The sequence below is a fragment of the Phenylobacterium haematophilum genome, assembly GCF_014196295.1.
Lineage (GTDB): Bacteria > Pseudomonadota > Alphaproteobacteria > Caulobacterales > Caulobacteraceae > Phenylobacterium > Phenylobacterium haematophilum.
The window spans coordinates 933,002-954,864 of sequence record NZ_JACIDK010000002.1; the positions used below are offsets into that span (position 1 = coordinate 933,002).

General features: G+C 67.1%; 24 protein-coding genes, 1 tRNA gene and 1 pseudogene. 13 read left to right on the forward strand and 13 right to left on the reverse strand.

Features of this window, described 5'->3' with window-relative positions:
- The first annotated feature begins 5 nt into the window (after positions 1-5).
- Genes GGQ61_RS10620 through GGQ61_RS10630 form a run of 3 tightly spaced genes read left to right on the forward strand, consistent with a single transcriptional unit; the run spans position 6 to position 1,807 of the window.
- Positions 6-281, forward strand: a complete 276-nt coding sequence (locus GGQ61_RS10620) for a hypothetical protein (protein ID WP_183772256.1) — start codon at positions 6-8, stop codon at positions 279-281.
- On the forward strand, positions 282-1,289 hold the full coding sequence (locus GGQ61_RS10625; protein ID WP_183772258.1) for a fumarylacetoacetate hydrolase family protein: 1,008 nt from the start codon (positions 282-284) through the stop codon (positions 1,287-1,289).
- Complete coding sequence (locus GGQ61_RS10630; RefSeq protein ID WP_183772260.1) at positions 1,286-1,807, forward strand: MarR family winged helix-turn-helix transcriptional regulator; 522 nt, start codon at positions 1,286-1,288, stop codon at positions 1,805-1,807. The genes GGQ61_RS10625 and GGQ61_RS10630 overlap by 4 nt, the downstream gene beginning before the upstream one ends.
- 1 nt (position 1,808) lies before the next feature.
- On the opposite strand, the gene GGQ61_RS10635 is transcribed toward GGQ61_RS10630, so the two are convergent.
- The 3 genes from GGQ61_RS10635 to GGQ61_RS10645 form a co-directional block, all read right to left on the reverse strand.
- Positions 1,809-2,117 (reverse strand): hypothetical protein, encoded by a 309-nt coding sequence (locus GGQ61_RS10635; RefSeq protein ID WP_183772262.1) that lies wholly within the window; start codon positions 2,115-2,117, stop codon positions 1,809-1,811.
- Between the two features lie 92 nt (positions 2,118-2,209).
- The gene (gene feoB / locus GGQ61_RS10640; protein WP_183772264.1) at positions 2,210-4,081 is read right to left on the reverse strand and encodes a ferrous iron transporter B; all 1,872 of its coding nucleotides are present in this window, start codon (positions 4,079-4,081) and stop codon (positions 2,210-2,212) included.
- Positions 4,078-4,404: a FeoA family protein gene (locus GGQ61_RS10645; RefSeq protein WP_183772266.1), complete on the reverse strand. Its 327-nt coding sequence runs from the start codon at positions 4,402-4,404 to the stop codon at positions 4,078-4,080. The genes feoB and GGQ61_RS10645 overlap by 4 nt, the downstream gene beginning before the upstream one ends.
- A gap of 525 nt (positions 4,405-4,929) precedes the next feature.
- Between GGQ61_RS10645 and GGQ61_RS10650 the strand changes: the two genes are divergently transcribed.
- A complete protein-coding gene (locus GGQ61_RS10650) occupies positions 4,930-6,261 on the forward strand; it encodes a tyrosine-type recombinase/integrase (protein WP_221220936.1) in 1,332 nt (443 codons plus the stop codon).
- A 90-nt stretch (positions 6,262-6,351) separates the two neighbouring features.
- Here GGQ61_RS10650 and GGQ61_RS10655 read toward each other — a convergent pair whose 3' ends face one another.
- From GGQ61_RS10655 to GGQ61_RS10680, 6 genes are all read right to left on the reverse strand, one after another.
- Positions 6,352-7,425 carry a topoisomerase II gene (locus tag GGQ61_RS10655; RefSeq protein ID WP_246370603.1) on the reverse strand — a complete coding sequence of 358 codons (1,074 nt, stop codon included), beginning with the start codon at positions 7,423-7,425 and terminating at the stop codon, positions 6,352-6,354.
- Between the two features lie 198 nt (positions 7,426-7,623).
- Positions 7,624-8,109 carry a hypothetical protein gene (locus GGQ61_RS10660; protein WP_183772268.1) on the reverse strand — a complete coding sequence of 162 codons (486 nt, stop codon included), beginning with the start codon at positions 8,107-8,109 and terminating at the stop codon, positions 7,624-7,626.
- Positions 8,109-8,714 (reverse strand): GIY-YIG nuclease family protein, encoded by a 606-nt coding sequence (locus tag GGQ61_RS10665; protein ID WP_246370604.1) that lies wholly within the window; start codon positions 8,712-8,714, stop codon positions 8,109-8,111. Before GGQ61_RS10665 ends, GGQ61_RS10660 begins: the two co-directional genes overlap by 1 nt.
- Positions 8,715-8,838: 124 nt before the next feature.
- Positions 8,839-9,699: a hypothetical protein gene (locus GGQ61_RS10670; RefSeq protein ID WP_183772272.1), complete on the reverse strand. Its 861-nt coding sequence runs from the start codon at positions 9,697-9,699 to the stop codon at positions 8,839-8,841.
- Complete coding sequence (locus tag GGQ61_RS10675) at positions 9,696-10,805, reverse strand: DNA cytosine methyltransferase (protein WP_246370605.1); 1,110 nt, start codon at positions 10,803-10,805, stop codon at positions 9,696-9,698. Before GGQ61_RS10675 ends, GGQ61_RS10670 begins: the two co-directional genes overlap by 4 nt.
- Positions 10,806-10,833: 28 nt before the next feature.
- Positions 10,834-11,094: a hypothetical protein gene (locus tag GGQ61_RS10680; protein ID WP_246370606.1), complete on the reverse strand. Its 261-nt coding sequence runs from the start codon at positions 11,092-11,094 to the stop codon at positions 10,834-10,836.
- 36 nt (positions 11,095-11,130) lie between these two features.
- Here GGQ61_RS10680 and GGQ61_RS10685 point away from each other — a divergent pair, with 36 nt between their 5' ends.
- Entirely contained in the window at positions 11,131-11,709 is a 579-nt protein-coding gene (locus GGQ61_RS10685; RefSeq protein ID WP_183772276.1) for a hypothetical protein, read from the forward strand.
- Between the two features lie 104 nt (positions 11,710-11,813).
- Here the strand turns inward: GGQ61_RS10685 and GGQ61_RS10690 are convergent, their stop codons facing one another.
- Positions 11,814-12,092 (reverse strand): EF-Tu C-terminal domain-related protein, encoded by a 279-nt coding sequence (locus GGQ61_RS10690; RefSeq protein WP_183772504.1) that lies wholly within the window; start codon positions 12,090-12,092, stop codon positions 11,814-11,816.
- A 558-nt stretch (positions 12,093-12,650) separates the two neighbouring features.
- Between GGQ61_RS10690 and GGQ61_RS10695 the strand changes: the two genes are divergently transcribed.
- Positions 12,651-12,735: transfer RNA gene (locus GGQ61_RS10695), tRNA-Leu, on the forward strand.
- Between the two features lie 261 nt (positions 12,736-12,996).
- Here GGQ61_RS10695 and GGQ61_RS10700 read toward each other — a convergent pair.
- Entirely contained in the window at positions 12,997-13,440 is a 444-nt protein-coding gene (locus tag GGQ61_RS10700) for a MerR family transcriptional regulator (RefSeq protein WP_183772278.1), read from the reverse strand.
- Between the two features lie 82 nt (positions 13,441-13,522).
- Here GGQ61_RS10700 and GGQ61_RS10705 point away from each other — a divergent pair, with 82 nt between their 5' ends.
- Entirely contained in the window at positions 13,523-13,933 is a 411-nt protein-coding gene (locus GGQ61_RS10705) for an MFS transporter permease (RefSeq protein ID WP_183772280.1), read from the forward strand.
- A complete protein-coding gene (locus GGQ61_RS10710) occupies positions 13,933-14,157 on the forward strand; it encodes a GDCCVxC domain-containing (seleno)protein (RefSeq protein WP_183772282.1) in 225 nt (74 codons plus the stop codon). The genes GGQ61_RS10705 and GGQ61_RS10710 overlap by 1 nt, the downstream gene beginning before the upstream one ends.
- 265 nt (positions 14,158-14,422) lie before the next feature.
- Here GGQ61_RS10710 and GGQ61_RS10715 read toward each other — a convergent pair.
- Positions 14,423-15,309: pseudogene (locus GGQ61_RS10715) on the reverse strand (transposase).
- A 322-nt stretch (positions 15,310-15,631) separates the two neighbouring features.
- Between GGQ61_RS10715 and GGQ61_RS10720 the strand changes: the two are divergent.
- The 3 genes from GGQ61_RS10720 (at position 15,632) to GGQ61_RS10730 (ending at position 19,350) form a co-directional block, all read left to right on the forward strand.
- The gene (locus tag GGQ61_RS10720; RefSeq protein ID WP_183772284.1) at positions 15,632-17,578 is read left to right on the forward strand and encodes a ParB/RepB/Spo0J family partition protein; all 1,947 of its coding nucleotides are present in this window, start codon (positions 15,632-15,634) and stop codon (positions 17,576-17,578) included.
- 493 nt (positions 17,579-18,071) lie between these two features.
- Positions 18,072-18,383, forward strand: coding sequence for a DUF736 domain-containing protein (locus tag GGQ61_RS10725; RefSeq protein WP_183772286.1), 312 nt, complete (start codon positions 18,072-18,074; stop codon positions 18,381-18,383).
- A gap of 64 nt (positions 18,384-18,447) precedes the next feature.
- On the forward strand, positions 18,448-19,350 hold the full coding sequence (locus GGQ61_RS10730; protein ID WP_183772288.1) for an ArdC family protein: 903 nt from the start codon (positions 18,448-18,450) through the stop codon (positions 19,348-19,350).
- Between the two features lie 43 nt (positions 19,351-19,393).
- Here the strand turns inward: GGQ61_RS10730 and GGQ61_RS10735 are convergent, their stop codons facing one another.
- On the reverse strand, positions 19,394-20,035 hold the full coding sequence (locus GGQ61_RS10735) for a hypothetical protein (RefSeq protein WP_183772290.1): 642 nt from the start codon (positions 20,033-20,035) through the stop codon (positions 19,394-19,396).
- A gap of 252 nt (positions 20,036-20,287) precedes the next feature.
- On the opposite strand from GGQ61_RS10735, the gene GGQ61_RS22615 reads away from it, so the two are divergent.
- Together GGQ61_RS22615 and GGQ61_RS10745 are read left to right on the forward strand one after the other, a co-directional pair.
- Positions 20,288-20,806 carry a plasmid mobilization protein gene (locus tag GGQ61_RS22615; RefSeq protein WP_183772292.1) on the forward strand — a complete coding sequence of 173 codons (519 nt, stop codon included), beginning with the start codon at positions 20,288-20,290 and terminating at the stop codon, positions 20,804-20,806.
- A 218-nt stretch (positions 20,807-21,024) separates the two neighbouring features.
- Entirely contained in the window at positions 21,025-21,813 is a 789-nt protein-coding gene (locus GGQ61_RS10745) for a relaxase/mobilization nuclease domain-containing protein (RefSeq protein ID WP_246370607.1), read from the forward strand.
- Positions 21,814-21,863: the final 50 nt, after the last annotated feature.

Below are 21,863 nucleotides of genomic sequence, written 5' to 3' on the forward strand. Positions count from 1 at the left end.
GGGGCATGGCCCATATCGATCCGCAACTCGACCTGACCGAAGCCGCCGAAGAGGAAATGGAGCGCGCCTGCTCGCTGGGCCGGCGCGACATGGCCGCCTGCACGCCCTGGGGCGACACCTACGAGGGTTACACTCCGGCCGGTCGGGATGTGTGCTTCGAGCGCAATTATTTGTGGGTCGGCGAGCCGGGCGGAGACATCTGCGTCGAGGTCGTGGTCTACTTCCCCGAAGCCTACGAAAGCGGCGTGCGCGTGACACGTACGGTGGGCCGGGAGGAATGAATGAAGCTCGCCTCTCTGAAGGGGGGACGTGACGGCCGTCTGGTCGTCGTCTCGCAGGATCTCGCCTGGTGCGCCGATGCGAGCGCCATCGCCCCGACCTTGCAGGCCGCCCTCGATGACTGGGAGACCGCCGAGCCGCTGCTGCGCGGCCTGGCCGAGAGCCTGGAGCACGGCTCGATCCCGCGTGAAAGGTTCCACGAGCACGAGGCCGCCAGTCCCCTGCCGCGGGCGTATCAGTGGGCCGACGGCTCGGCCTACGTGAACCACGTTGCGCTGGTGCGAAAAGCCCGCGCCGCCGACATGCCCGACAGCTTCTGGACCGACCCCCTGATGTACCAGGGCGGCTCCGACGGGTTCCTGGGCCCGCGCGACCCGATCCCACTGGCGGACGAGGCCTGGGGTTGCGACATGGAGGGGGAGATCGCGGTCGTGACCGGCGACGTGCCGCTAGGCGCCAGCCGCGAGCAGGCGCTCGCGGCGATCCGGCTGGTGATGCTCTGCAACGACGTCTCGCTGCGTAATCTGATCCCGGGCGAGATCGGCAAGGGCTTCGGGTTCTTCCAGTCCAAGCCGGCCTCGGCCTTCTCGCCGGTGGCGGTGACGCCCGACGCGTTGGGCGAGGCCTGGAAGGACGGCAAGCTGCATGGCGCGCTGGAGGTCGAGCTGAACGGCGCGCCGCTGGGCGCCGCGGACGCCGGCGTCGACATGACTTTCGATTTCGGGACGCTGATCGCCCACGCGGCCAGGACCCGCGCCCTGGGAGCGGGCACGATCATCGGATCGGGCACCGTGTCGAATCGCGGGCCGGACGGCGGTCCAGGAAAAACGATCGCCGAAGGCGGAGTCGGCTACTCCTGCCTCGCCGAGTTGCGCACCGTCGAAACCCTCGCCCAAGGCGAGCCCAAGACGCCGTTCCTGAAGGCTGGCGACGAGGTGCGCATTGAGATGCGCGACGCGCGTCGGCATTCCATCTTCGGAGCGATCGAACAGCGCGTGGCGGCGTCATGATCGGACCATCCCATATCGTCGAGGACGACCAGGCGGCGACGTCCCTGCAGCTCGACTCCTATCTGCCCTACCGCCTATCGGTGGCCTCGAACGCGGTCAGCGGCCTGATCGCCCGGGCCTACGAGGACCGCTTCGCGCTCAGCGTGCCGCAATGGCGGCTGATGTGCGTGCTGGCCGAGGACGGCGGCCTGACCCAGCGCGAGATCGTCGCCCGCACGGTCATGGACAAGGTGACGGTCAGCCGCGCGGCGCGCGGCCTTGCCGGCCGGCGGCTGATCGCGCGTTCGGAAAACGAGTCCGACGGCCGCTCGCACGTCCTGACGCTGACCGACGGGGGGCGGCGGCTGCACGCTGAGATCGCGCCGCTGGCGCTGGCCTATGAGGCGGCGTTGATCTGCGGGCTCGCGCCGGCCGAGGTCGCCCAGCTCAAGCGCCTGCTGGCGCGCCTGCAGCACGCGGCCGGAACCCTGGCAGGCGGCGCGCCGCCGCTGGCCGATCCCGGGTTGGGCGTTCGTTGACCTAGTGCGCGGTGGCGGCCTTCAGGCCCCAGCGGTGCGACCCCTCGCCGAAGCGAAGGTGGAAGCCGTAGAGCGCGCGGCGCGCCTCGTCGCGCCAGATCTCCTCGAAGGAGACGATCACGGCGCTTTCGAAGTCTTCCGGGATGTTCTTCACATCGACCCCAACCTCGCGCGCGACGTTGGCGATCACGTCGCGACGGTGGGCTTCGCCACCGAAGTACAGAAGGGTCTCGCGGATGCGCTCGACGAGATGTTCGCTCGTCGGGCGTTTGGCGGCCTTGCGCCGCGGTTGCTTGAGAGTTTGGTCCATTCTAGTCCCCACCCAATGATGGAACGCTAGAACCGCCGGTTTATCGGAGGGTTAATGGGCGTGATTAATATCGCCTTCAGGTTGCGGCGGCGTCAGCCGCCCCCGAGCGCCACGGCCGTGCGGTAGACGATGAACGAGGCGGTGTAGGCCAGCGTCACCATGTAGACGAACATCACGGTCGGCCAGACCCAGCTGTTGGTCTCGCGCTTCACCACGCCCAGCGTCGGGGCGCATTGCGGCGCAAAGACGTACCAGGCCAGGAACGACAGGCCGGTGGCCAGCGACCAGTGGTGCGACAGCGTGGTGGCCAGGGCGCCGATATTGTTCTCGGCGTCGCCGACGGCGTAGACGGTGCCGAGCGTGGCGACCGCCACCTCGCGCGCGGCCATGCCGGGGATCAGGGCGATCGACATCTGCCAGTTGAACCCGATCGGGGCCAGCAGCGGCTGGATGAAGTTCCCGATGATGCCGGCGAAGCTGTAATCGATAGCCGGCTCCGTCGCCCCTTCCGGCGGATAGGGGAAGGTCGACAGCACCCAGATCAGGATCATCATCGGCAGGATGATGCGACCTGCGCGGTTGATGAAGATCTGCGCGCGGACCAGCAGGTTGCGCAGCACGCTCTTCGGCTCCGGCAGCTTGTAGGTCGGCAGCTCCATCAGGAACGGCTCGACCGTGCTGCGCCAGAAGAACCGGCGGGTCACGAAGGACACCAGCAGAGCGCTGACGATGCCGGTGGCGTAGAGGCCGAACATCACCAGCCCCTGCAGGCTGAAAAGGCCCCAGACCTGAGTGTTCGGGATGAACGCGCCAATGATCAAGGTATAGACCGGGATGCGCGCCGAGCACGTCATCAGCGGGGCCACCAGGATGGTGGTGATCCGGTCCGGCTTGGAGTCGATCACCCGCGTCGACATGATCCCCGGGATCGCGCAGGCGAACGAGGACAGCAGCGGGATGAAGGCGCGGCCGTGCAGGCCCGCCCCGCCCATGATCTTGTCCATCAGGAACGCGGCCCGGGCCATGTAGCCCAGGTCTTCCAGCAGGATGATGAAGAAGAACAGGATCAGGATCTGCGGCAGGAAGACCAGCACGCTGCCGACGCCGGCGATCAGCCCGTCGGCCACCAGGCTTTGGAGCAATTCGTTGGGAATGTATTGTGCGACCGCCGCGCCCAGCCATCCGAACAGCGCCTCGATGCCGTCCATGGCCGGACCGGCCCAGGTGAACACGGCCTGGAACATCAGGAACAGCAGGCCGAACAGGATCGCCAGGCCGGCGACCGGGTGCAGCAGCACGGAGTCGATGCGGCCGGTCCAGGTGTCGGGATGCTCGGGCGGGCGGACATAGGTCCGCACGATGCGCTGGGCTTCGGCGTGGGCCTTGCGGATCTCGGCGGCGTTGGGCTCGCGCCAGACGTTCTCGCCGCCCAGATGGCCGGCCGCAACCAGGGCGTCGACTTCGTTCAGCAAGTCCTCGATGCCGCGCTTGCGGGTGGCGACGGTGGTGACGATCGGGGCGCCGATCTCGCGCGACAGCCCTTCGAGGTCGATGCGCAGGCCCTGGCGCTGGGCGATGTCGTACATGTTGAGCGCCAGCACCATCGGACGCCCGACCTGCTTCAGCTCCATCGCCAGGCGCAGCACCAGACGCAGGTTGGTGGCGTCGGCGACGCAGACGACGATCTCGGGCGGCACTTCGCCTGCCAGGCGGCCGAGCACCGCGTCGCGGGTCACCGCTTCATCCGGGCTGCGCGCGCGCAGCGAGTAGGTGCCGGGCAGGTCCAGCACCATCAGCTGGCGGCCGGCGGGCGAGGTGACCACGCCCTGCTTACGTTCGACCGTGACGCCCGCGTAGTTGGCGACCTTCTGGCGGGCGCCGGTCAGGGCGTTGAAGAGGGCGGTCTTGCCGGAGTTCGGATTGCCGACCAGGGCGATGCGGGCGGGGGACAGGGTCTCGCTCATGGCGCGGGCTTGCCCAGCAGCACATAGACGTCCTCGGCGTCGCGGCGGCGCAGCGCCACGCGCATGTCGTCGAGACGCACGGCGATCGGATCGCGGCCGATGGCGCCTTCGTGGATGACTTCGATGTTCGCGCCTTCGACAAAGCCGAACTCGAGCAGACGCCGCTGCAGTTCCTCGACGCCGACGCCGTGCGCGGTCGAGCTGTGCTCGGCGCGGACTTCCAGGATCACGCCCGCATCCCCCACTGACGCCTCGCTCAGGCGCACGACGACGCCCTCCGTGGCGGCTCCAGCGGCCCCCGGCCGGGTCGAGATAGTGTTCATCCAGAAATCCCTACGCGCACTCTTGAGAATGATTATCATTTTGGCGTGGCCGCGTCGAGAGCTTAACCGACTGCTGTGGGCAGGATCGGCGTATGCGTTGCGCCGGCGTCGCGCGGCTAGCCTTCGCGGCCGGCGCTTGATAAACGGATCGCCCTCACGCATGCGGGCGTGGTGAAACTGGTAGACGCGCCGGACTCAAAAGGCGATGTCTTCAGGAAAATGCTTTAAAATCAAACATTTATGCGGAATTTGGCATTTCACATGTCTTGCACATGTTGCCGCTTTTCGCGGCCTGATCGGCTCAAGGTCCGATAAGCGGGCGCAGAAGTCCGATAATCCGCCGCTGCGTCTCTCGTATCGGACTTTTCGACGCATAAGTGCTTGGCAGGAAACAGGCTGGCTTGAGCGAGCGCTTGCACAGTTTGTTGCACATGGCCGTTCGGCCGGGCGCCGAGCCGTAGGCTTACGCGCCCGGCCTCTCGATCGAGCCGCGGTAGACCTGTTCGTTCGTCGGAGGGCAGGTCGATGACGACGCGGACCCCATCGGCCGCGGCCGAGAGCCACACGATCATGGACGGGCGCGTGCACGTCTATCGGCGGCCCAACACCCGCTACTGGCAGTGCTCGGTGTTCCTGGGCGGCCGCAATCATCGCGTCACGACCCGGCAAGACAACATTGTGCTCGCGCTGGAGTTCGCACGGGACTGGTCGCTCGATCGGTTCGCTGAGGATCGCGTCCGACGGCGCGGCGGGCAGGTCGTGGAGGCTGCTGACGCGGCGCCTGCGCTTGCCGAACCCGATCGCCGGACCGCCCATGTGCGTCGGCGCGCTGGTGTTCGGACCTTCCGAGAGGCGGCCAGCGCCTTCGTTTCGGAATACGAGATCATGACGCTCGGCGAGCGGAACGCCGAGCACGTTGCCTCGAAGTCCAGGCACCTGGACCTCTACCTGCTTCCGTTCTTCGGCGATTGCGGCCTGGACGAGGTGACCGCCGGCCGCATCCAGGAATACAGGGTCCATCGCCTCAAGCCGCCAGCCGGCCCTGAGGGGCGCGCTCGCGCGCCCAAGGGCCGTAAGCGCGTCTTCAAGAGGCCGGCGCGCAGCACCCTGCACAAGGAACTGGTGACGCTTCGCCAGGTGCTGAAGAGCGCCAATCGAAAGGGCTGGATCTCGGCCCTGCCGGACATGTCGGCGCCCTACAAGGCCTCAGGCAAGGTCTCGCACCGCGCCTGGTTTTCGCCCGAGGAGTACAAACGTCTCTACGAGGCGACGCGCGAACGCGCCAGGAACCCGAAGAACGAGCGCTGGCGCGGCGAGTGCGAGCAATTCCACGACTACGTGCTTTTCATGGTCAACACCGGGCTGCGGCCCGATGAGGCCTGCCGCCTGGAGTTTCGCGACGTCCAGGTCGTGGTGGATGACAACACCGGCGAGCGCATCCTCGAGATCGAGGTGCGCGGCAAGCGCGGCGTCGGTTTCTGCAAGAGCATGCCGGGCGCGGTGCTGCCGTTCCAGCGGGTGAAGAAGCGCAAAGACGGCAAGCCGACCGACCTAGTGTTCGGGAAGGTGCAGCGCGAGCTACTGAACGCCGTCCTTCACGAGCTCGCCCTGAAGACCGATCGCGACGGCAATCCGCGCACGGCCTACAGTCTGCGCCACACCTACATCTGCCTGCGGCTGATGGAGGGCGCCGACATCTACCAGATCGCCAAGAACTGCCGGACGAGCGTGGAGATGATCGAGAAGTTCTACGCAACCCACATCAAGAACACCCTTGATGCAGCGGCGATCAATGTGCGGAAGAAACCCAAACCGCGGAAGGGACCTTCCGCGGCCAGGGCGCTGGCGAACGCCTAAGCGCCAGGATGCGAACGCGACGCTGACGATGTCTGACGTGTTTCGTCAGAGACGCCCAGAACGCCCGCGGGTGCTGACCAAGCTGGTGGGCTAGGCAAAAAAGCCATCCAGCAGGTGATGATCAAGCGGCGCGATCGCGTCGACGGGAGCGAGATACTGCTTCATGCCGTCGAAGACCCTGTCGAGATCCAGGAGGTCGGCATCGGTGTAGATCAGGGCGTAGACGCCGTGCTCTCGGAAGAAGGCCTTATGTTTCGCCATCTCGCGTTCAAAATTGCCTCGCGCGATATCGTTCACTTCTGCCTGTGTCAGGGCGGCGATGCCGGTGAGGCGTCCATGCGTCGACCATGGAGAGAGCTCAAACCCGACCTTGCGCATCGTGAACGGGTCTACGATGCAGAAGTCCAGGCGGTAGCGGTGCGCAGCTGCAGTGCCGCCATATCGGAACTCCGGGATCAAAAGCGGGACGCTCTCGGGCACGGCCGCCGCGCGAACGTATGCGACATAGCGCTCGGCAATCCCACGCTCGTGCGGCGAGAACGAGGCGCGCACAAGGACGTTCTTGAAGAACGTGAGGTAGTCGTCGACTTGCCGAAACGTGATCCTATCCGGGTCGCCAGGCACGACCAGGCCGGTCCGCAGGACGTGGCCGATCGTCCAGTAGAGTTTCGGGAAGTGGCGGATCTCGCTTCGGTCGTTGCACCACTCCAACCGGTCTTCACGCCAAATCGGCGTGACCAACAGCCCGTAGTGGGCGCGGTTCTGACCGATCCAGACCTCCGATTCCTCAAGGGGCGGCCGCTTCCGGCTCAACTCAGCGAAATGCTTCAGATAGGAGCGCTTCAGGAACAACAGGAAGTAGGCTTGAGCCGCCTTCGAGGCCCGAAACTTCTCGAAGTTGCGGCGGTTCGCATCCGGGCGAGGCGCATCGACTGGCGACATCGCCCGCTTGAAGCCACGCATATAAAGCATGACGTACTGCTCGGGCGAAAGGATCACCTCGTGGTGGAGATCAATGAACTGAGCCGCCTTGCCACCGATTGTCGCGTTCAGGGAAGCCTGGGACGCGATCTCTGTCTCTTCGAGAACCTGAGGCAGCATCGCTGCCAGGTCAGCGTCCATCTTTCCGATCAGGTTTGCGCGCGCGCGAGTGGCAGCATCCATACCCAGCCGCCCCTTTGGTCAGGCCCCAAAGCCCTCAAGATTACCGCGATTCCCTTGGCGCTCACGGGCGGCCTGCTGCGCGAAGGTCGCCCCTGGTCCTCGTCGTTGAGGTCCGGGCCCGTAGCGCTCCGCCGTCGGCAGCCCAACCCTAAGGCCGAAGGTCGCCGTCAGATCGTAGGAGCGGACCGTGCCAGATGCTCATCGCGAATGCTGTCGAGGCCGCGCCGGCAGAATTGGCGTTAGGTGCGGCGCGATGGCGAGCCAGAGCGGGCCGCACTCGCGCGCCCACCAATCCTGCTGATGCCTGAGGCAGACCGGATGCCTGGCTCTTTGGACGCCCCGCCCATGATTCACGGGGTGGCGGGTGACGATCACCGGCGCCCAGCCGAACTGGTCACCGGTGATGTCGATGGTCAGCCCGTTCCACTCCAGCCAAGCGTGGGAGGCCTGCCATCCTCCGATGTCCTCGTTAGCGTCCTGGCTCACGTAGTCAGGCCTGATGCTAAGATGGTCGATTAGATAGCGTCCCAGGAGTTCAGTGGCGTGCCCACAGGCCCCGCGCGGAAAGGGGATGAATTTCTCCGCCCAGGGCTTTGGCCCTGCGGCGTCGATGGCGGCGCGAAAATTACGGACAGCTTGCTCAACCTCCGCGTCGGAAGGGACCTGCTGGGGAGCGGCGGCCATCAGCTCTCCGCGTCCTCGTCGCCCTCGGTTGCGACGGAGGCGGCGCCGCCGAGCGCCTGGTATCGCCGCTCCGAGAGCCACTGCATGCGTTTGGCCTGGGTCAGCAGCACACGCCGCAATCCCCCTTGGACCTCTCGCTCCGAGATCACCTGGGCGAGGCGCGAAATGATCAGGGCCCGGCGCGCCAGCCGAAAGTCGGGGTGCCGCCGAAGCTCGAAGACCCGATCGGACACCACGCGGGCGCGAAACGAGGGCGGCGCGGTCACCGTCACCGCGCCGACAGGCGGGTCCTTCTCGTTCAAGATCGCCTTGAAGCGTGAGCGTTCGACGGCCTCCTCGGTGATGAGCCGCTCGAGGGCGTTCAGCTTGGCCTTGGCCGCGGCGTCCTTCTTGTTCACGCCCTCGAGCTCGGGGAGCGGCCAGACCTCTATGTCAAGGACCTCGAAGGGATCCAAGACCGACATCGCCACCGCGTCGGTGCGCTGATTGGTCAGGTGCCGGCGGATGCGCACACGAACCCGCTCCCGGGTCTGGCCGACGTAGATCGGCTCCCCATCGTAGTCAAAGAAGGCGTAAACGCCCCACTGGTAGTCGCCAACCTTCATGGAACCTCCGCTCGGATCGGCGAAGGGCGAGTCGAGAAAGCGGGCTAGCTGGGTGCGAAGGTCGTCGGTTTCGAACGGCGGGACATTGGTCGCATCCGGATCCCGGGGAAAGAGCTCGCGGGGGTCAGACACGGCGCATCGCGGTCATGTCGGACGCGTGCTGCACGACGCCTGCGCGACGGATGGTCGTGCGGCGGAAGCGCTCTTCGTCAGAGCCGGATAGCTCGAAGTCGACGTAATGGACCTCCTCGTCGAGGCCGCCGAACGCGGCATGAAACGCCGCGAGCAGTTCGACGCCGTCGAGCGATTGGGCCGTCGCGAGGGGCTTCTCGTGCGTCGGGATGTCAGCGGGGAGAACGTAGAGACAGGGCGGCGGGGTCTCGAAGGGGCCAAGGCGCGTCAGTCGTGTGGCTTCCGGAAGGCTTTTGAGCTTCGGACAGGGGCGGCCGATCGTACCGCAAATCATGTCCCAGATGACGAGACCATCGACGCGCTGGTTGCGGGCGATCATCTCGGCGCCCAGACGCGTGTGCAGGCCCGACCAGGCGTTCCGCCGCGGATCTGCGCCGACATTGGTGCAGAGGCTCCAAGTGATGAACTCGTCGGCTTCGGGCGGTCGCTCGAAAATGGTCGTGTTGGCGCCGTCCAGGCAGCCCTTGAGGTCGATCACCGCGGTGCGTCCGCTCTTCAGTCGCACATAGTAGTCGTTGCGGGCGCCAGCCTTGGTCCGATCCCAGCCCTGGATATGGCCGCCGTCCTCCATGTGGTTGAGGACGTGCTGAACAAACTCCCGCTTCCCCCTCATGGTCGCCGAGAATTCGCCGCGCACCTTCTCGATGGCGCCGCGAAAAATGGGCGAGCGATAGAAGTCCTTCTCCCCCAGGCCATGGTCGCCCAGCAGGTGAGCCTGTGTCTTGAGGACCTCGGCGAACCGTTCGATCTCGGCTCGGAGCTGAGGGTCCTGCTCGCAGGGGATGACGTTCACGCTGCCCGCCGCGCCGTCTCGCCGAGCCCGAGCAAGGGCTCAAAAATGTGCTCGGCCAGGTGCCGCACAACATCGACCGCCACGCCGTCGCCTGTCAGATGATAGGCCTCGTTGTAGTTGCGCGGCAGTTTGTACTCGTCGGGCAACCCCATCAGCCGGGCGGTTTCACGTGCGGAGATCAGGCGGGTCCGAACCTTGGGGCCGTCGACGACGATGATGACCTGACGGCTGGAGCCGCCGGCCGGCGTACGGAGGCAGCCGGCGACGTCATCGAACCGGACCTCGGTGCGCTGCACCTTGGCACCCGCCTCATCCTGGCGCGTCCGGCGATAGATGCCGCCCACCATCCGGCGGCCGGCGCGCTTGGCGGCTTCGACCTTCGCCAGGTTGATCGGCGACATCATGCCCAGCACCTGCCGAGTTTCGGCCGGCGAGTGCCACTCGACGCTGGTCGGCGCCTCCTCGATGACGTCGGCGAAGGTGGAATTGCGCCGGGGAGGTGAGGGGATGTTCCACCACACCATCCTGCGTCGCGCCGTCTTGCTGACCCCCTCGATCGCCCGGCAGAGGCCTGGTGTATGGAAGGGCGCGATCGGCCCCGGCGACAGCAGCGCGTCGTCTACGACCACGTCCTCATGCACGCCGATGATGAAGAGCCGCGGGCGCGACTGTGGAACGAAGAGCGCGGCGTTGATGACCAGGGCGCCATAACGGTAGCCGGCGTCGGCGAATGTCTTGCAGATCGCTTCAAAGTCCCGGCCGCCATGCGACGTCAGCGTGCCACAGACATTCTCGAGCGCGATGATCTTCGGCGCGCGGCCATCCGCCATCAGCGACTTCATCACGTCCCAGAACGGGTAGAAGGTTCCCGAGCGCTCTCCCTTGAGGCCGGCGCCGCCGCCTGCCAGGGACAGGTCCTGGCAAGGGAAGGATCCCCAGGCGAGGTCGGCAACGCCGGGGAGATCGTCCAGAGCGACCTCCCGGACGTCGCCGATCTTAAGCTCGCCTGTACAGTCCCAATTGGCTTGGTAGGTCAGGCCTTTCTTGTGGTCGAAGTCGTTGGCGAACAGGCAGGTCCAACCTTGGCCAAGCCCCGCGCGCGCCATGCCGCCGCCGGCGAAGAACTCGTAGAACTTAGGCATGTGACCTAAGGCCCTCCGCGGCGTTGTCTTCCGCCGGCATCCTCGCCAGCTTTTCTTCGATGGCTTCGGTTATCCAGGTGTTGCGCGAGATCGCGCCAGGCCGCGCAGCGCGGGCGGCGTCGATCGCCTCGAAGGTATCAGCGCTGAGCCGCAGATTGATGCGATCGAGTGAGCGGACATTGGTGGGTTTCGAATCGGGAAGCATGGCGCCAGGGTGGCGCCACAACGGCGCCCCGTCGAGAAGAGTTTCCATTTTGTTCTTGGGGCCTAATCTTCAAACTGGGAGCCAATGGCGAGCCGCGCAATCAGCATTACGATCAAGCGTGAACTGAGCCTCGATGACCTTGCCGCGCCGCCTGACGCCGCGGAGATCGAGGCCGCGCATGAGGATCGCTACCTCGACGGCAACCAGGCCTTCGTAGACCTGGGCGGCATGAGCTGGGCCAACCTCTCCGAGACGCTTGAGATCGAACGCCGGATTCTAGACCGTCTGGAGCGCGCTCCGGATCTCGATGAGGAGGAAGAAGCGGTCATCGAGGAGCTGGATGCGGAGTTTGGGGCCGACGCGCTTTGGGGTCTCGACCCGGGCGTGGCTTCGGCCACGATCGCCCTGTCGGCGCTTGGGGCCACCCCAGTTGCAAGCTGCAATGGCGGGGTCCTGGGCGGCCAGCACAACGAAGCCTATCCGCTTGTGGCCTTTTACATGCCCACCGGGATCGCGGCCCGCGTTCATGAGTTAGCGACGGCGGCGCAAGCCGGCCTGATCGTCGATGACTCGGGCAGGGCCCAAATCTACGGCGGATCCTATCGCGAACTGCTGCGATTTGCTGAACTGACGTTGGAAGTGGGCGGCCTCGAAGCCGTGTAGGCGCAGACCTTCTGGCCGCGATCCTATCGCGCATCCCAGCTCTTGCGCGATGACTTTCCCGATCCCCGACGGGGCGGTGATCGGGACAGCACCAGCCTACGGTTTCAGCCGACCTCGGTGACGAGGCCCGCGCCGACCGTCCGGCCCCCTTCGCGGATGGCGAAGCGGACGCCGGCTTCGATGCCCACGGGCTTCATCAGCTCGAAGGCGATCTCGGCGCGGTCGCCCGGCTGGACGCTCGCGTCGCCGGCGATCTGAATGACGCCGGTCACGTCGCTCACGCCGAAGAACAGCTGCGGGCTGACGAAACCGCCGGCGAGTCTCGTCGCTATGCGCGCTACCTGCCGTTTTGGGCGTAGCGCCTTTAAAGCGCTAAGCCGAATTCGCGAACGAAATTACGCCGAACCGTTGTTGCGTAAGGGATCGCCATTTAATCGCAAATCGAATTGCCCACCGAATTCGGCATAAAAGCGCTAACCGAATTCGGTTCGTGCGGCTCTTAAAACGCTCACCAAAACAGCCACATCGCATTTAATCCCAAAATGGCATCGGACTATGTCTCGCTGCCATGAACCTCGGTGCTTGGCGTCGCCTAGGCGATATTCCGGTTCATTTCTCCGATCGTTGCTGGGACGGGTCTCGACGAGCCGAGCCGACCAGCGAAGCTATCTAAGCTGTGGCGAACGTCCCGTGCCTGGACGTTGACGCACCAGGCGACGCTCGCCACATAGGCGTCGTCGCGCACGATCGACCGGCGCTTGTCTCGCCTGATCAACGGACCCGTCGGCGACACTCTGTGCGACCGCCCAGAACGTGCGGCAGCGGCCTCGGAAACCGCCAGGTCCCTTCCTGGGATGTCGCCGTTCTGGCTTTCCCCTGTCATGGGCGCTTCGCCCTCTGGCGTTCGGGGGGGAGGCTTGATAAATGGGTCGCCCTCACCCGCGGGCGTGGTGAAACTGGTAGACGCGCTGGATTCAAAATCCAGTTCCGCAAGGAGTGTCGGTTCGAGCCCGACCGCCCGCACCACCTTCTCATAAGCATTCAGAGCATCGTGATGCTCTATTGGTTAGGGGAAGGCCTTCCCCTGCGCCCGAGCCAAAGATGTCTCGGCCTGCCCCTTCGAGCGGGGGAGTCCCGCAACGCCCCAGAGAAGTTCGGAGAGCGGCCGGCGGTCGCGCTCGGTCCCGCAGCTACGCTGCTCCTACGGGCGCGCCGTTTCGCGCGGCTTTGGCCGCCGCGGGCCGCTCGACGGCGCGTCCCGCCGCGCATGCGCGGCTCCTTGCAGCCTCACATGGGGATTTTAGTGTCAAGGCAGTCCCGCGACGGCCCATGTTCCGCATAGAGGGATTGGATCAGCGGACAGCCGGGGTCCTGCCCAGCGTCGCAGGCCCGCACGGAGTCAGCCAGAACCCGCTCCATACGCCTAAGGTCGGCGATCCGCGCTCGGACATCCGTCAGGTGCGATGCGGCGAGGGTTCTCACCTCGGCGCAGGAGGCTTGCCCACCACCGGCCAAGCCCAGCAGGGCGCGAACCTCATCCAGCGTAAAGCCTAGCTCACGGGCTCGCCGGACGAAGCCCAGCCGGCCAACGTGTTCACCGTCATAGCTGCGGTAGCGGCCGCGTCGCGGTGGGGGCGGCATCAGGCCGATCCGCTCGTAGTAGCGGATCGTCTCGATGTTGCAGCCCGTGCGGCGTGAGAGTTCGCCGATCTGAATCGCCTGTTCAGCCATGGAGCGCAGCTTTCGATTAGGGCTTGAGTCTGTAGTCACTACAGATGGCATGATGGTTCCTGTTGGACCAGGAGACGATCCCATGACGGCGAGCAGCGGGATTCAAGCCCGACGAGATGGACAGGGTCGGACGCCCGCCGAGACGGCTCTGAGCTGGACGGCGGTCGCCGCCGGGGCCGGCGCAGTCTTCGCCTGGGCTGCATGTTGCGTCCTGCCGATGTCGCTCGCGCTGGCGGGGCTAGGCCTGGGGGGCATGAGCCTGATCGCGGAGCAGCGCAGTTGGATCACCTTCGCCGCGTTGGCGGTGATCGGCGTGGGCTGGACCCTTACCTGGCGGCGGGCTCGGCGGTGCCGGGTCGACAGCGCCTGCGCTGCGCCGTCGCGGCTCGGGATCGGCCTGCTCGGCGCGGCCACCGTGCTGGTGCTCCTCGCCTTGATCTGGCAGCCAATCATCGAGCCCTGGGCTCTGACGCTGATCAGGAGCGCCCGGTGATGGACGCCGTGCAGATCCTGGCGCGCTCCACGCTCACCTGTCCGCACTGCGGCCATAAGGCGACAGAGACCATGCCGACCGATGCCTGCCAATATTTCTACGACTGCCAGGGCTGCGGCGCCGTCCTCAAGCCCAAGGCAGGCGACTGCTGCGTCTACTGTTCCTACGGCGACGTGCCATGTCCGCCGATCCAGGAGGACGGCGGCAAGGCATGCTGTGGCTGACAGGCGCCGCGGCGCTAGTTTGGCATCGACATTTGGAATCCAAGTCCAAGCCCGGTCCACGACCTGGCCGCTACCGCGCCAGATCAACCTCACATTCGGTCGCCACGTCACCGCGGCTGCACCCATATCCCGCATTCGCAGGTGTCGGGCTCAGAGGACGAGACCATTCTTCATTCCGGCTGATTAGGCCATGGCTGCAATCGGTTCGTCCGCCTGGATCCGTCAGGGTCGACTAGCCCTGCGGATTTCGTCGAGAGCGTCGTCTCTAGGCCTGTTGCACGACAGCTCCCTCGATGACGACGCCCTGCGTCACGTACTTCCAGAACGCCACCAGAAGCTTGCGCGCCAGCGCCACGATCGCGGACTTGCGCATGCGCCCGCCGTTGCGCTGAACGCGGTCTAGGAACCAGACGCTTAGCGCCGAGCCTGGCTGGTGCCGCGGCCACAGCCAGGCGACCTGGATCATCGTGGTCCGCAGTCGGGGATTGCCCGCTTTCGATACACCCTGTTCGTGGTCGATCGACCCGCTCTTCCAAGGGGTTGGGGCTAGCCCTGCGTAAGCTGCGAGCTGCCTTCTGTTGTCGAAGCGCCGATACAGCGCCTCCGACCAGAGTACGGCGGCGAACTCCGGCCCGATGCCCTTCAACCGGGCAAGCATTGTCGCCGGCGTCGGCGCCTCTGAACTCGCTGGCTCGACGAGCGCGTCGCGCTCCGCCTCCACCGCCTTCAGCTGGGCCAGCAAGATCTCGAGCCGGTCAGCGTTCGGACCAACGTCTCGCCGTCGATCCGGTCGGTCTTGGCCCGCCGCCGCCGGCGGGAGGTCAGGATCGAGGCGGCATCGACCACGTGGCTCTCGATCCCTTCGTCCTCCAGCACGCGGTGGATCCAGAAGCCGTCCAGCCCGGCCTCCTGGATGGCGATGATCGGAAAGCTGCGGCCCAGCCGCGCGCTGGCCTTCTCGTTGAGCTGGGCGAACCGCCCCAGCAGTCCCGCGAGGTCGCCGGCCGGCACGACGTGCTTGGACAGCTTCTCCCCAGCGCCCGGCGACAGGGACGTGATCAGCCAGGTCGATCGGCTGAGTTCGAGAGATACGAAGATCGCGCCGAGATCGGTGCGGATGGCGCTGTGCTCGGGCGGGGAGTGATCGTGCATGGGTCGGGCTCCAAAGGGGTGAGGGTTCGGCGACCTCACTCTGCTGGAGCCAGAGCGGAGCGCACTACCCGCCCCATGGGATCTTCCTTGTTCGCGGCGAGCCAGCTCGCCGCCGTGCTTAGGGCTCCGCCCTCGGCGCGCTGCGGGGCGCCTTCCGCCCAGCTTCGGTTCGCGCTGGCCAAGACCGGCGGCTGCATCGGCATGCCCCTGCAGCCGGGTCCCCGCGAAGGCGCCCGCTCCGCTTGCACACCCGGTCTCGCCGACGGGCAGGGCTGCGAGGCGCGCCCTGCGCCTCGCAGCCCAACCCCAAAAGGAGGTCGTCATGACCACGAACGGCGAGATCGTCACTGGGACCGAGATCGAAATCCCCCTCAACAAGCTCAAGAAGTCGCCGCGCAACGCGCGCAAGGTTCCGCACAGCGACGCAGCCATCGAAGCGCTGGCGGCGAGCATCGGCGCCAAGAAGCTCCTTCAGAAGCCGGTGGTGGAGCCCGAACGCGACGACGCCGGTGGCCTCACCGGGTTCTGGCTCGTGACCATCGGGGAGGGGCGGCGGCTGGCGCTGCGGATGCTGGCCGCGCGGGGTCAAATCAAGAAGGCGCATTTGGTCCCGTGCGTGATCGATACGGAGTTCGATCCGCAAGAGATCAGCCTAGACGAAAACGTCACACGCTCGGCCATGCATCCAGCCGACCAGTTCGACGCGTTCCGCGATCTAAACGAACGGCTCGGCTGGGGCGCCGAGGAGATCGGGGGGCGGTTCGGGGTGTCGGCCCACGTTGTTCGCCAACGCCTGCGGCTCGCCACAGTCAGTCCCAGGCTGATGGGCGTCTATCGCGAAGGCGGCCTGACCCTCGATCAGCTCATGGCGTTCGCCGTGAGCGAAGATCACGAGCGCCAGGAACAGGTCTATGAGGCTCTATCCTACAACCGTTCGGCCAGCTTCATCCGGCAGGCGATGACGGAAGCCAAGGTGCGGGCCGAGGACCGGCGCGCGGTCTTTGTCGGCGTCGAGGCCTATGCCGAGGCAGGCGGCATGGTGCTCCGCGACCTCTTCACCGAGGACGGCGGCGGCTGGCTGGAGGACGTGGCGCTGCTCGACCGGCTGGTGGCCGAGAAGCTGGCCGCGCAGGCCCAGGCGCTACGGGATGCGGAAGGTTGGAAATGGGCCGAGGCGCATCTCGACTACCCTTCCGGCCACGGCCTCGCGCGTGTCTATCCGGTTCAGATCGAGCGCGGCGCCGACGATACCGAGAAGATCGCCGCGATTAGCGCTGAGTACGACGCGCTCACCGAGCAGTGGGCGGCGGTGGAGGACCTGCCGCAGGAGGTCGAGGCGCGGCTCGCCGAGATCGACGCCGAGCTGGACGCCTTCGGTGATGGCTATGCCTACCTCCCGGGCGACGTGGCGCGCGGCGGGGTGTTCGTCGTACTGGCCTGGGATGGATCGGTCCGGATCGAGCGCGGCTTCATCCGTCCCGAGGACATGGCCCCCGAGCCCGAAGTCGAGGCTGGGGAGGACGCCGTGTCGCCAGAGCGCGAGGGCGACGGCGGCGCCCAGGCGGAGGACGATGAGGACGGCGGCGCTCCGCTCTCCGACCGGCTGGTCGCCGAGCTGACGGCCTATCGGAGCGCCAGCCTGCGCGACGCCTTGGCCGAAAGCCCCGAGACGGCCTTGCTCTGCGTGGTGCACGCCCTGGTGCTGCACACCTTCTGCGGCGCAGGTACGGCCAGCTGCCTCGACATCCGAAGTGCGTCCCGCGCGCTGGCCAGCGAGGTGCAGGGCGTCGAGGACAGCCCCGCCGGACGCCGTATCAGCGAGCGGCATGACGCCTGGGCGCGGCAGGTTCCCGATCAGCCAGCCCTCGTCTGGGCCTTCGTGACCGACCTCGACACCGACAGCCGCATGGCGCTCCTGGCCCACTGCGTGGGCCTCTCCCTCGACGCCGTGCAGGGTTGGCAGCGCCGTAGCTTGGCGCTGGCCCATGCGGATGCTCTGGCGGGACGGCTGGCGCTCGACATGCGCGGCGACTGGCAGGCCGACGCCCGCAGCTATCTCGGGCGCGTGACCAAGGCGCGGATACTCGACGCCGTGGCAGAGGCCGTGGGCGCCGAAGCCGCTGAGCGCCTTGCGGGCCTCAAGAAGGCGCAGATGGTGGAGGCGGCCGAAGGCTTGCTGGCAGGGACCGGTTGGCTGCCTCGCCACTTGCGCACCGAGGACGCCGCCGCCCACGACGGGCCAGACCAGGAGGCTGCGATAGCGGCCTAGAGTCCGGATCGTCTTGCTTGGGCCGCGCATTCCCCGCCGCTGCGCGGCCCTCCTTCTTCCAGGCGGCGCCGGACTGTCGCTCAGGAGCGGGCGTTCGCGCCTTGCCGGTTTTCCCGCCGATCCGCGCCGCATGTCGATGGGGTGAGGCTCAACGCGCTGCAACCAAGCCGCCGTGAGCCGGGCCAGGGCCTCGGTGCTCAAGGGCTATCTCCACGTTCCCCTCCGCGCGCGCCCAGCGCGGCCTGCGATGGCCCGATCTGGCCGGAGGAAATGCGGCTGCGCCGCCGGCCGTCCTGGCGCAACGGCGCTGGCGAGTTTTCTTCCCCTGCCGGCTTCGCCGCCATTCCTCGCGAGACAAGAAAATCTCGCCAGCGCCGTCCTCCGCTCGCGCTGCGGGCCCTGCGGGCTGCGCGGCCGTCCGCCTCCGGACCTGCCGATCGCCATCGAGGTCGCGATGGGCGCGGCCCGAGAGAAGCAGACAGGAGACTTCCCCATGGCCACCATCGGCACCTTCACCCAGCACGAAGACGGCTCGATCAGCGGCGCCATCAAGACCCTCACCCTCAACGTCAAGGCGGCGCAGTTCCGACCGGCGGAGAAGGAAAACGACAAGGCCCCCGACTTCCGCATCTTCGCAGGCCAGACCGAGTTCGGCGCCGCCTGGAAGAAGGTTTCCCGCGAGAACCGCGAGTACCTCTCGGTCAAGTTGGACGATCCGAGCTTCGCCGCCCCGATCTACGCCAGTCTGGTCGACGCCGACGAGGGCTACAGCCTGATCTGGTCGCGCAGCCGCGCCGCCGACTGACCCCGCCAGCGCCCCGCTTCGGCGGGGCGCCGCTCCCCAACAAGACAATCTTGAGGAGGCCGCCATGGCGCGCCCCAACGAGACCGCTCGCCCGGACCTCTACGCCCGGGTCACAGCCAAGATCATCGCTGACCTCGAACACGGGGTCCGACCCTGGACCAAGCCCTGGTCCGCCGAACATCTCGCCGGCAAGATCAGCCGCCCGCTGCGCCACAACGGCCAGCCTTATAGCGGCATCAACGTCCTGCTGCTCTGGGCCGAGGCGACGGCCAGCGGCTTTTCGGCTCCGATCTGGATGACGTTTCGCCAGGCCCTAGAATTGGGCGCCCACGTCCGCAAAGGCGAGAGCGGCGCAACGGTGGTCTACGCCAACCGCATCACCCGCACCGAAGCTGGCGATGGCGGCGAGGACGTCGAACGTCAATTCCCGTTCCTGAAGGCCTACACCGTCTTCAACGTCGAACAGATCGAGGGACTGCCCGCGCACTACCGTGCTCTGGCTGCGCCGGTTCTGGACCCTGCCCAGCGGATCGCTCACGCCGACGCCTTCTTTGCAGCGACTGGCGCCGTCGTTCGTCACGGTGGCGACCAAGCCTACTACGCGATGGGACCAGACCATGTGCAGGTCCCGCCGTTCGAGTGCTTCGAAGACCCGGAGAGCTACTATGCGACCCTGGCGCACGAGTGCACCCACTGGACGCGGCATCCGACCCGGCTCGACCGCGACTTCGGGCGCAAGCGCTGGGGCGATGACGGCTATGCCCGCGAAGAGCTCGTCGCCGAACTCGGCGCGGCGTTCCTCTGCGCCGACCTTGGCCTCGAGCTTTCAGCTCGCGAGGACCATGCCGCCTATCTCGCCAGCTGGCTGGACGTGCTGAAGGGCGACAAGCGCTTCATCTTCACCGCCGCCGCCCATGCCCAGAAGGCCTGCGACTTCCTGCACGGGCTGCAGCCGCGAGCAGACTAGCGACGGTCGGAGCGTGCGGACCCCTCCGCACGCTCCGCACCGCCTAACCGCGTGCGGCCGTCTCGGCCGCCGCTTGCGCCCTGGCCTCGGCGAGCAGGCGTTCGCGGTCGGTCATGGCGAGGTCGCAGGCCGCGCCAAGATCGGAGGTCTTCGCGCAGTACCAGGCGCGCAGCTGGGCCAGGTCGTCATCCCAGGCGAGGGTCTCCAGGAACCCAACGGCGCTCTGGTGCAATCGGCCGACGTTTCGGTCGTTGGCGGCCAGGATGCGATCCTCATGCGGCGTCAGCTTGGTCAACAGATGGCCTTGCGGGTACTGGCTGCGGCTGGCCGCGAGGTAGAGCTGGAAGAGCGCGCCCTTGATCGAGGTCGCGCGGCGATGGCCGGCGGTCTCTTCCAGGCCCCGCTGCCGCTCGATCAAGGCTTGATGCAGCTCGTCCGCCGACGGGCCAGCTTCGAGCGCGTCGAGAGCCGCCACGAGTTCGACGTCGCAATCTGCGCCTTCGTGCAGCCAGCGACGGGTCCGGAGAATTTGAGCCGCCTCGACCGCCATCTGCTCGACCTCGCACGCGACGGCGAGCGCTTGGCGTTGGGCTGGCTTGCCAGGCGCCGGACGACGCCAGCGCTGGCGGACGGCGGGCGTCGTGGGCGCTGAGTGAGCTGCGTGATGATCGACGGCGATGGTCATGGTGGGAGTCCTCTCCTGAAGAGCCGCGTGCGGTTGCGGCGTTCGGGCGGCTTGCTCCGCCTGTCGCGAAGACTCCGTGAATTGGGGCGAACCCTCTGCACCCGGCTGGGGCGCCCGGTTGGGCGGGCGGGGGGGGGGAGGTGCGATGCGTAGGCTTACGCGTCGCGCCTGCCGAGGGGAGGGGGCAGGGTAAGAGCCGTGGTCGAGGGCAGGATAGCCTTGCCGGCGGCGGTGTCTTACGCGAGGCGCAACGTGGCGATCTTCAACGTCCGACTGCCAGACGATCTCGCTGATCGGTTCGACGAGGCGGCCGCCTCGCACGGCGGTCGCTCGGTGGTGCTGCGCCGCCTGATCCATGAGGCCGCCGGGGCTTCGCAGGCCGGGGTCCAATTGCTCGAACGCGGTCGTCCGGCCAAGCTGACGGTGCGCCTGGCCGATCCCGACCTGGCGGCGCTTACCGCCGCAGCGGCGGAACTTGGCCTTACGCCGAATGCCTGGGCCGCCGCCCTGATCCGCCGGCGGCTCTCGAATCGTCCAGCTTTCAGCCGAGAGGGCGAGCGCGGGCTGATGGCCATCCAGACCGAGCTGCGCCGGATCGGCGTGAACCTCAACCAGATGGCCAGAGCCCTGAACACCGAGGTGATGGAGGGGCGGGTGCTGGACCTGCAACTCACCGAGGTCAGAGCTTTCCGCGACGAGCTGCGGGGGCGGCTTTCCGACCTCCGCGCCGCGCTGGCCGGCAACCTCGATTACTGGGAGGCGGCGTGGTGAGCGATTTTCGGACGGTCGAGGGGTTTGAAGACGTATGGCGGCCGGTGGCCCAGCCCCGACGGACCCCCGCTCGGGTGCTGCGGCCAGGTCGCGACGATGCGCGCGCGCGGCTGTCGCGCATCGCGCGACGCGCGCCCGAAGTCATGGTCAAGGTCACCGGCCGAACCCGAAGCGGTCCGCACCTTAAGGCGCACCTGGACTACATCTCGCGCAACGGAATGCTGGACCTGGAGGACGACCAGGGAGCGCGGCTTCAGGGGCGCGATGACGTCGCCGATCTCGCGCGGGATTGGGCCGCTCAGGCCGAACTGGATCGGACCCGCCGGTCCAACTCTCCGATGAGCCATTCGATCATCCTCTCGATGCCGGCCGGCACTGACCCTCAAGCCTTGCGTCTGGCGGCGCGAGCTTTCGCCAGGGAGATTTTTGAGGACCGCTTCGAGTATGTCTTCGCGCTCCACACGGACGCCGATCATCCGCACGTGCACCTGAGCGTCCGCAGCTCCGGTGTGCACGGCGAGCGGCTCAATCCGAAGAAGCCCGACCTGGAGCTCTGGCGCCAGGTCTTCGCCGAGGTGCTGCGCGAGCGTGGCGTCGAAGCCGAGGCGACACCGCGCCGCGCGCGCGGCGTGACGCGGCGGGCTGAACGCCAGGCGTTGCGACAGATGGCAGATCGTTCGCGCGCCGCGGCCGCTGGCCCGAGCCGCGCGCACCGCGAGGCGATGAAGGAGGCCGCCGCCGCCGCGTTCGGCGCTGACGCCGCCTTGCGCCCCTGGGAGAAGATGATCGGGCGCCAGCAGGCTCGTGTGCGTAGCCTCTATCTCCAGCAGGCCGCCTTGCTCGATCGCTCGCCGGACGCCGGTGATCGCGAGCTCGCCGCGCTCGTGCGGGCGTTCGTGAAGGAGATGCCGGCGCCCGATAGCCGGCGGTTGGCTCTGGCGCGTGCGTTAAGGGATCTCAGCGGTCGCTTGGAGCCGCAGCCTCAGGAGAAGGGGCGCGACCGGTAGCTAGGCTGCTACGCGGCTCTCCGGCTGAAGCTCTGGCGGACGCTCTGCCC

Bases quoted from the DNA above. Each gene is read 5' to 3' on its own strand.
- GGQ61_RS10620 (WP_183772256.1), top strand. From the start codon at position 6: ATGGCCCATATCGATCCGCAACTCGACCTGACCGAAGCCGCCGAAGAG.
- GGQ61_RS10625 (WP_183772258.1), top strand. From the start codon at position 282: ATGAAGCTCGCCTCTCTGAAGGGGGGACGTGACGGCCGTCTGGTCGTC.
- GGQ61_RS10630 (WP_183772260.1), top strand. From the start codon at position 1,286: ATGATCGGACCATCCCATATCGTCGAGGACGACCAGGCGGCGACGTCC.
- GGQ61_RS10635 (WP_183772262.1), bottom strand. From the start codon at position 2,117: ATGGACCAAACTCTCAAGCAACCGCGGCGCAAGGCCGCCAAACGCCCG.
- feoB (WP_183772264.1), bottom strand. From the start codon at position 4,081: ATGAGCGAGACCCTGTCCCCCGCCCGCATCGCCCTGGTCGGCAATCCG.
- GGQ61_RS10645 (WP_183772266.1), bottom strand. From the start codon at position 4,404: ATGAACACTATCTCGACCCGGCCGGGGGCCGCTGGAGCCGCCACGGAG.
- GGQ61_RS10650 (WP_221220936.1), top strand. From the start codon at position 4,930: ATGACGACGCGGACCCCATCGGCCGCGGCCGAGAGCCACACGATCATG.
- GGQ61_RS10655 (WP_246370603.1), bottom strand. From the start codon at position 7,425: ATGGATGCTGCCACTCGCGCGCGCGCAAACCTGATCGGAAAGATGGAC.
- GGQ61_RS10660 (WP_183772268.1), bottom strand. From the start codon at position 8,109: ATGGCCGCCGCTCCCCAGCAGGTCCCTTCCGACGCGGAGGTTGAGCAA.
- GGQ61_RS10665 (WP_246370604.1), bottom strand. From the start codon at position 8,714: ATGAAGGTTGGCGACTACCAGTGGGGCGTTTACGCCTTCTTTGACTAC.
- GGQ61_RS10675 (WP_246370605.1), bottom strand. From the start codon at position 10,805: ATGGCGCGCGCGGGGCTTGGCCAAGGTTGGACCTGCCTGTTCGCCAAC.
- GGQ61_RS10680 (WP_246370606.1), bottom strand. From the start codon at position 11,094: ATGGAAACTCTTCTCGACGGGGCGCCGTTGTGGCGCCACCCTGGCGCC.
- GGQ61_RS10685 (WP_183772276.1), top strand. From the start codon at position 11,131: ATGGCGAGCCGCGCAATCAGCATTACGATCAAGCGTGAACTGAGCCTC.
- GGQ61_RS10700 (WP_183772278.1), bottom strand. From the start codon at position 13,440: ATGGCTGAACAGGCGATTCAGATCGGCGAACTCTCACGCCGCACGGGC.
- GGQ61_RS10705 (WP_183772280.1), top strand. From the start codon at position 13,523: ATGACGGCGAGCAGCGGGATTCAAGCCCGACGAGATGGACAGGGTCGG.
- GGQ61_RS10710 (WP_183772282.1), top strand. From the start codon at position 13,933: ATGGACGCCGTGCAGATCCTGGCGCGCTCCACGCTCACCTGTCCGCAC.
- GGQ61_RS10720 (WP_183772284.1), top strand. From the start codon at position 15,632: ATGACCACGAACGGCGAGATCGTCACTGGGACCGAGATCGAAATCCCC.
- GGQ61_RS10725 (WP_183772286.1), top strand. From the start codon at position 18,072: ATGGCCACCATCGGCACCTTCACCCAGCACGAAGACGGCTCGATCAGC.
- GGQ61_RS10730 (WP_183772288.1), top strand. From the start codon at position 18,448: ATGGCGCGCCCCAACGAGACCGCTCGCCCGGACCTCTACGCCCGGGTC.
- GGQ61_RS10735 (WP_183772290.1), bottom strand. From the start codon at position 20,035: ATGACCATCGCCGTCGATCATCACGCAGCTCACTCAGCGCCCACGACG.
- GGQ61_RS10745 (WP_246370607.1), top strand. From the start codon at position 21,025: ATGCTGGACCTGGAGGACGACCAGGGAGCGCGGCTTCAGGGGCGCGAT.